This window comes from Saccharomonospora sp. (genome assembly GCF_027317685.1).
Classification (GTDB): domain Bacteria; phylum Actinomycetota; class Actinomycetes; order Mycobacteriales; family Pseudonocardiaceae; genus Saccharomonospora.
Genome location: NZ_DAHVQP010000052.1, coordinates 1 through 7,300 on the forward strand (window position 1 = coordinate 1; position 7,300 = coordinate 7,300).

Annotated in this window: 8 protein-coding genes; all 8 read right to left on the bottom strand. The window is 66.4% G+C overall.

Going from position 1 to position 7,300, the window contains the following annotated elements:
- Nucleotides 1-1,175: beta-ketoacyl-[acyl-carrier-protein] synthase family protein (locus tag M7H19_RS06630; protein WP_298178295.1), on the bottom strand; the 1,175-nt coding region annotated here is incomplete at its 3' end.
- Between the two features lies 1 nt (nucleotide 1,176).
- A complete protein-coding gene (locus M7H19_RS06635) occupies nucleotides 1,177-1,440 on the bottom strand; it encodes an acyl carrier protein (protein WP_037309982.1) in 264 nt (87 codons plus the stop codon).
- On the bottom strand, nucleotides 1,437-1,967 hold the full coding sequence (locus tag M7H19_RS06640; protein WP_277671437.1) for a hypothetical protein: 531 nt from the start codon (nucleotides 1,965-1,967) through the stop codon (nucleotides 1,437-1,439). The genes M7H19_RS06635 and M7H19_RS06640 overlap by 4 nt, the downstream gene beginning before the upstream one ends.
- A gap of 30 nt (nucleotides 1,968-1,997) precedes the next feature.
- Nucleotides 1,998-4,322, bottom strand: coding sequence for a WXG100 family type VII secretion target (locus M7H19_RS06645; protein ID WP_298178299.1), 2,325 nt, complete (start codon nucleotides 4,320-4,322; stop codon nucleotides 1,998-2,000).
- Nucleotides 4,319-4,657: a hypothetical protein gene (locus M7H19_RS06650; protein ID WP_244862260.1), complete on the bottom strand. Its 339-nt coding sequence runs from the start codon at nucleotides 4,655-4,657 to the stop codon at nucleotides 4,319-4,321. The genes M7H19_RS06645 and M7H19_RS06650 overlap by 4 nt, the downstream gene beginning before the upstream one ends.
- 157 nt (nucleotides 4,658-4,814) lie before the next feature.
- Entirely contained in the window at nucleotides 4,815-6,149 is a 1,335-nt protein-coding gene (gene glmM, locus M7H19_RS06655; RefSeq protein WP_012795951.1) for a phosphoglucosamine mutase, read from the bottom strand.
- 269 nt (nucleotides 6,150-6,418) lie between these two features.
- Nucleotides 6,419-6,889 carry a 30S ribosomal protein S9 gene (gene rpsI, locus M7H19_RS06660; RefSeq protein WP_037310564.1) on the bottom strand — a complete coding sequence of 157 codons (471 nt, stop codon included), beginning with the start codon at nucleotides 6,887-6,889 and terminating at the stop codon, nucleotides 6,419-6,421.
- Between the two features lie 14 nt (nucleotides 6,890-6,903).
- Nucleotides 6,904-7,300, bottom strand: a 397-nt coding sequence (gene rplM / locus M7H19_RS06665) for a 50S ribosomal protein L13 (RefSeq protein WP_298178309.1), incomplete at its 5' end; no start/stop codon positions are given.

The window sequence follows — 7,300 nt, forward strand, 5'->3', positions numbered from 1 at the left end:
TTGTTGCCCCCGAACGCCAACGCGTTGTTCTGCACGACGCGAAGATCGGCGTCGACCGCCGTATTGGGCACACAGTCGATGCCGCAGTCCGGGTCGGTCTTTTCGTGGTTGATCGTCGGAGGGATGAAACCACCGGCGATACCCAACACGCACGCGGCGGAGGCGAGCGCGCTCGCGGCCCCCATCGTGTGTCCGAGCATGGACTTCACCGACACCATCCGCGGCGGACGGGGTCCGAAGACGTCGAACACGGCGCCGCACTCGGTGACGTCGTTGAGCCGGGTCCCCGTACCGTGGGCGGAAATCAGGTCCACGTCCCCGGGTGTGACCCCCGCGTCCCGCAACGCCAGCGACATGCACCTCGCCACACCGCCACGTTCCGGCGCCACCTGGTGGTGGGCGTCGCAGTTGAGTCCGTAGCCGAGCACCTCGGCGTAGATCCGGGCTCCCCGGGCGACGGCGGCCTCCCACGGCTCCAACAACAACACAGCGGCCCCCTCACCGGTGAGGATCCCCTTGCGTTGCGCGTCGAACGGGCGGCACCGCTCCGGGTCGATGGCCTTCAACCGATAGAAGCCGGTGAACGTCATCCGGCACATCGCATCGGCGCCCCCGCAGAGGGCGAAGTCCGCCTCCCCCGAACGCACGGCGTCGAAGCCGTTGCCGATGGCGTAGTTCCCCGACGCGCACGCTGTCGCCAGGGTGGTGACGTCCACGTCGCTGAGGCCGAGTTCCCGCGCCACCCCCACGGCGATCCGACTCGCGGGAATACGCCGCACCGCAGCCGGATCGACCTCGTCGAATCCGAAACGCACGGCGGTCGCCGCGACCGCCTCACCGTCGTCCGCACCACCGTCGGTGGTGCCGATCGACACCATGCCGTGACTGTCGACGAGGTCCCGTTCGTCCATTCCCGCGTCGGCCAGGGCCAACCGGGCGGAGGCGATGGCGAACTGCGTCGCCCGACCCACTTCCCACGGTGGCAATGTCCGCACCCACCGGGCCGGGTCGAAATCGGTAACCTCACACCCGAGGGAATGGGCGAACCCCTCGGTGTCGAACGCCGTGATGGGCCGCGCCCCACTGCGCCCGGCCCGCAACGCCTCCTCGAACGCGACGGCGCCGGTGCCGATACTCGACACGACACCGACACCGGTCACCGCCACTCTGCGCATCTCACCCGCCCAACGCGGCACTCAACACCGCGAAAACGCCCTCGATGTTCACCAGCCGTTCGAGCTCGTCCTCATCGACCTCGATATCGAACTCGACCTCGAGGTGGGCGAGCAGTTCGATCAACTTCATCGAGTCCGCGCCGAGGGTTTCAACGAACAGGTCGGTGTCCTCGACCTGGTCCGCGTCCACCTCCAACACCTTGCACACGAGACGTCGGATGTCCTCCGCACGTTCGGCCACAACGGGATGCAGTGCGGTACTCATTGCATCCAACTGTTGTTCGAGAAGTCTTCGTCATCGAAGACCTCTTCTCGGCGCCGTCGTGCCGGACGTGGTGGTGGCGGCGGTTTCGGAGCCTCCGGTTCGGGCTCCCGTGGTGCCACCGACCGGGAGAACTTACGCGTCTGGGTGGGTTGTTGCGCAGCAGGTTGTTCCGGGGCTGTCGGAGGCGCTGTCGACACCGGCGGCGGAACGGACGACGAGGGCACCGGATACCCGGGGAACGGCTCCTTCTGCCGGGAGTCGTCGTCCTCCGGACCGAAGCCCATGACGTTGTCCTTGTTCGCCAACGCCTTGCCGGTCGCCCAACCACCAGCGGCTTTCTGTCTGCGGTTCAGCTCCGACAGATGTTGGGTGGCGCGCTCCGCGACCTTGCCCTGCATGAGCAGCCGTTCCCTGGCGGCTTCCTTGTGCTGCGCGGCGTTGCGTTCCCGCAACGCCCGCCGATCGTTCATCTCCCGCGTGATCTGCCCCAACCGAGAGATAACGGCAGCGGCTCGTCCTTCGGCCATGCTGACTCCTCAAAACGTCCGGTTCGTCATCTAACGGGAGAACTGAACGGAACTTTCGGTGTTGTCCTCACCGATCGTGCCGCTGATTCGTTTCTCGGTGCTGTTGTTGTCGAAGATGCCGCCGTCGATGCGGTACGGGTTGGTTCGTTCCTGGTCACCACCCTGACCTCCACCGGCACCTGCGGCACCCATGCCGCCCATCGGGGCCATCCCGGCCCCGCCGGCGGTGTCACCGCTCGGGGGCGCACCGGCCACGGCGGGTTCGGCCATACCTCCCGGTGCCGTGCCCAATCCCGCCGACGTAGGTGACTCACCGGGCACCGCACCGGACATGGGGCCGTCGCCGATGGGTTCACCACCACCGCCGCCACCGACGGCGGATCCACCGGGGCCTCCGGACATCGCACTGCCGATGCCACCGCCGCCAGCTGGGGTGCCACCCGATCCTCCCCCGGAACCGCCGGTGGGAACGTCCTTGTCGGCGTCGTCCTCCTCGTCGTCCACCGGGTTCTCGCCCGGGGCAGGCATGGTTCTCGGACTTCCGCGGTCCGCACCACCGCTGCCCGCGCCGCCCGCACCACCGCCGCCTGTGGGACCGGCATCCTCGTCCTTCGCCTCCCCGAGGGTGTAGGTGGTGGGAGGAGGTGTGCCGTCGTCCACGGTGACCTTCGTCGGCCCATCCGGACCCTCCGGACGCTCAGCGGTGATCTTGAGGTCCCCGTCCTCGATGTGGATCTTGCCGTCGGGACCGGGACGATAGACCCGCTCGTCCGACTCACCCCCGGCCCCCCTGGGGCCGAAGTCGTCGTCCCCGGCTTCCCCCTCACCGGTCTCGCCGTCCCCGAAGTCGAGCTTGTACTCCTTCGGCTCACCGGACCCGTCGTCGATCGAGATCTCCATCTCGCCGTCTTCGTCCGGTTCCGTCATCTCGAACGTGCGGTCACCCTTCTCCACGGTCAGGGTGTCCCGATCGCTGCCGAGGTCCTTGATGGCCTCGCCGGTTTCGGGGTCGATCGGATACGGCTCACCCGTTTCCGGGTCGATCTCCAAGTCCTCCCCGGTGACGGGGTTCTTGGGCTGGCCCGAACCAGGAAGATCCGGCTCCGGAATGGGCGGTGGCGTGCTCGTGCTCGGCGAGGTGCCTCCGCCGCCACCGCCTCCGCCGCCACCGGTGGGGGTCCGTTGCCCGGAGTCCGGATTCCCGGTGTCCGGTCCCTCCAAGCCGAGATCGCCGCCCTCGGGGAACTCGCTGGTGTACCCCTTGAAGTACTCGTTGAGTTCCCCCCACGCCTCGTCGACCTTCTCCTTCGCGTCGTCACAGATCCTGGTGAAGTCCTTGTAGAGGTGGTCGTAGAGATCGGTGTTCCAGGAGGTCTGCACCCACTCCTTGCACTGGTTCACCGTCATCACTTTGTTCTCTTCGTTCAGACCACAGTCGTCGGCGCGGATCGTCGCCTCGATGTTGCTTCCCGTCTCGGCGTCGACCCAGGCAGCGACCTCCAGGATCTGCTCCTGGTCCTCCACCTCGCCGCGCGCGAGCGTCATGACCTTCCGCGCGATGTCCGGCACGGCGGAACCCACGGTGGGCGTGTACAGGTCGTTGATCTGCTCGATCTTGCTCTTGCACACCTCGTACACCGTCTGCACCGCGGCCTCGATGACGTCGGCGCCACCCTCCAGGTACTCCAGCAGCTCGTTCGAGTTCGGCGCGATGTCCTCGCTGTATTTCTGGTACGAGGCGTTCGCGGCGGGACCGGTCCAGTCCTTGTAGAGGGAGTTGAGGTTCGACTCCGTGGTCTCGTGCAGTTCCCGCAGAGTCGCGTGCGCGTCCCGCAGTTTCTGGGCCTGGTCGAGGAACTTCTGGAAGTCGATGCCCCGTTGCTCGTTGAACCGTTCCTCGATGTCGGTCTGGAGGTTGATCGGTCCGTCGATGTGCCTGCAGTCCCCCGGTGCCTCCTCGTCGATGGGCACGAACTGCTCGAACACCTCCAGCGCGGTCTCGCCGAGATCGAACAACTCGTCCGAGTTTTGCACCCCGCCGGTGGTGCCGGGAGCCTGGGCCTCGGCCAGAGCCGACTTGTTCTCCTCGAGTCGGTCGGAGACCTGCCTCTCGCGGTAACCCTCGCGTTCGGCTTCGGCCTTCGCCTCCTCATAGATCTTGTCGTCATCTATGAAGCGTGGGGGACCGAAAAGATCCCAGCGCGGGTTGACGCCGTACTTCTCGTAGTACTCCTCGGCTGCCTCGTTACCATCCCCGCTGCGCGCGTAGGCGCCGAGGACCGCCTGCTTCGTTTCAGCCGAGACGTACGGGTCGTCCAGGATCTCCTTGGTCTCTTCCCACGTTCTCTCGCTCACAGCCCACTCCCCGACTGGGTCACGGTCGAGGACTGCTCCGCCTCGGCTGCCTCGTACTGCTTGCCGGCGCTACCGATCGCGGCGGCCAAGGACTTCAGGGACGCGCACATCCCGCTCGCCCCTTTAGCGATCTCCGCGATCGCGGTCGTGAAATCGGCCCCCCATTCCGTGTGCGCCTTTCCGAAATCCGTCTCGGACACTTCGGCGGCTTCGAGATCCTTCACTTCCCCCTGCGCGGATTCCGCCTCATCGTGGATCTTCTGAGACTCTCGCGCCATCGTGCCGGTTTCGGCTCTGTAACCCTCCGGCGCGGACACACCAGATTGATCTGTCACAGCCACTCCTTCGCCCCCATTGGCTGTCGCGCGGATACCGTGTACAAGGTCCCACGCCGTTGCTGTGACATCACTAACGCACAAAATCGTCGATCAGACAACAATCATTTTCTGATCGACGCAAATTTTCAAATAATGCGAAAATGCGCTACTGAATTCAGCCTATCGACGCAACAACACCCGCGAGTCGATCGGCCGCCGCCTGAGCCGTGTCGGCATCCGGGGCCTCCACCATGACACGGATGAGTTGCTCCGTGCCGGACGGGCGCAACAGCACCCGACCCTCGTCACCCAGCTCGGCCTCCACGTCCGCGACGGCGTCCCTCACCACGGGAGCGGCGGCCACGGCTGCCTTGTCGGTGACCGGCACATTGACGAGCACCTGCGGCAGCCTGTGCATCACCGCCGCCAACTCACGCAGCGGCCTCCCCGTCTGAGCCACCCGCCCCATGAGTCGGAGTGCGGTGAGCAGCCCGTCGCCCGTCGTGGCGTAGTCGGGCAGCACCACGTGACCCGACTGCTCACCACCCAACGAGAAACCGCCCGCGCGCAACTCCTCCAGCACGTAACGGTCACCGACGGCCGTGGTGCGCACGGCGATACCGCGCTTCTTCATCGCCAGGTGCAACCCCAGGTTGCTCATCACCGTGGCGACGAGCGTGTTGTCGGCCAGTTCACCCGACTCAGCCATGGCGACGGCGAGGATGGCCATGATCTGGTCACCGTCGACGAGGTTCCCGTCCGCGTCCACCGCAAGACAGCGGTCGGCGTCCCCGTCATGGGCGATACCGAGGTCGGCGCCGTGCTCCACCACCGCGGCCTGCAGGTCCTCCGGGCACGTGGAACCGCAACCGTCGTTGATGTTCACACCATCGGGTTCGGCGTGCAGCGCGATCACCTCGGCGCCCGCCTTGCGATACGCGTCCGGCGCCGCCAACGAGGACGCGCCGTTGGCGCAGTCCACCACGATCCGCAGCCCGCCCAGCGACACCGGCACCGCCTCGAGGAGGTGTGCGACATACCGATCGACAGCGTCGTCGACATCCGACACGCGGCCGATCTGCGGACCGGTCGGACGGGCCCCTTGGGCGTTCAGACCACGTTCGATCTCGTCCTCGATGCCGTCCGGGAGTTTATGGCCTCCCTCACCGAACAACTTGATGCCGTTGTCGGGCATCGGGTTGTGCGACGCGGAGATCATCACGCCGAGATTGGCCCCCAGCTCGGTGACCAGGTGGGCGACCCCCGGGGTGGGGAGAACACCGACACGCAGCACATCCGCTCCCGCGGACGTCAGTCCGGCGACGACGGCGGCCTCCAACATCTCGCCACTCGCCCTCGAATCCCTGCCCACAACGGCCACCGGCCGCTGCGAACGGTCGTGAGCGGCGAGGACACGGGCCGCGCTGGCGGCGAGCGCGAGCGCCAGCTCCGGGGTCAGCTCGTCATTGGCGAGGCCGCGAACCCCGTCCGTGCCGAAAAGGCGAGCCATGTTCGTCGACCTCCGTCATCGCGAGCACACAACCGACGACAAATAACCTAGCGATTCCACGATGCACGCCCTGGCCCCCACCGGCCATTCGACAACGTTTAGCGGGCTGAACGTGGCCACTGAAGTGCTCACACCACGTTGAGCAGGCCGGATGCGATCCCAGATGCATCGGACAACGTTTAGCCCGCTAAACGTGCGCATCGACACACGAGCCACAGACAAACCAAGCGCCCACCCCGAAAACGGGCGGGCGCTTGGAATGAGCCAGGTCAGCGCTTGCTGTACTGCGGGGCCTTACGGGCCTTCTTCAGACCGTACTTCTTACGCTCGGTCGCGCGAGCGTCACGCGTGAGGAAGCCTGCCTTCTTCAGCGCAGGACGGTCATCGCTGTCGATCTCGGCCAATGCACGTGCGATCGCAAGCCGCAGCGCACCTGCTTGACCCGAGATACCACCGCCGTGCAGGCGGGCGTGGACGTCGAACGACTCGGCCTTCTCGACGGTGACCAGCGGCTCACGGATCAGCTGCTGGTGAACCTTGTTCGGGAAGTACTGCTCGAGGCTCTTGCCGTTCAACCTGAACTCGCCGGTGCCGGGAACCATGCGCACCCGGACGACCGCCTCCTTACGACGGCCCACCGTCTGCGCGGTACCCCCGGCAGCCCGAGACGGCGCCGGGGCGGCGGGCGTCTCGCTGGTCACGACCGCGTCGTAAGCGGCCTCGGTCTCGGTGCTGGTCACAGACTGTTCCTCACTCACTGGGACACCTGAGCGATCTTGGTGATCTCGTGTGGCTGGGGCTTCTGCGCGGCATGCGGGTGATCCGGGCCGGCGTAGACCTTGAGCTTCTTCGCCTGCGCGCGGCCCAGCTTGTTCTTCGGCAGCATGCCCTTCACGACCTTCTCGACCAGTCGCTCCGGGCGGGTCTCAAGCAGCTCGCCGTAAGAACGCTTACGCAGACCACCGGGATAGCCGCTGTGACGGTACGCGAGCTTCTGCTCACGCTTGTTGCCGGTGAGCGCCACCTTGTCTGCATTGACGATGATGACGAAGTCACCGGTGTCCACGTGCGGGGCATAGATGGGCTTGTGCTTGCCGCGCAGCAGCGTGGCGACCTCGGTCGCGAGCCGGCCGAGCACGACATTCTCGGCG

Excerpts from the sequence above, each read along its gene's own strand:
- M7H19_RS06635 (WP_037309982.1), bottom strand. The coding sequence starts at position 1,440 with ATGAGTACCGCACTGCATCCCGTTGTGGCCGAACGTGCGGAGGACATC.
- M7H19_RS06640 (WP_277671437.1), bottom strand. The coding sequence starts at position 1,967 with ATGGCCGAAGGACGAGCCGCTGCCGTTATCTCTCGGTTGGGGCAGATC.
- glmM (WP_012795951.1), bottom strand. The coding sequence starts at position 6,149 with ATGGCTCGCCTTTTCGGCACGGACGGGGTTCGCGGCCTCGCCAATGAC.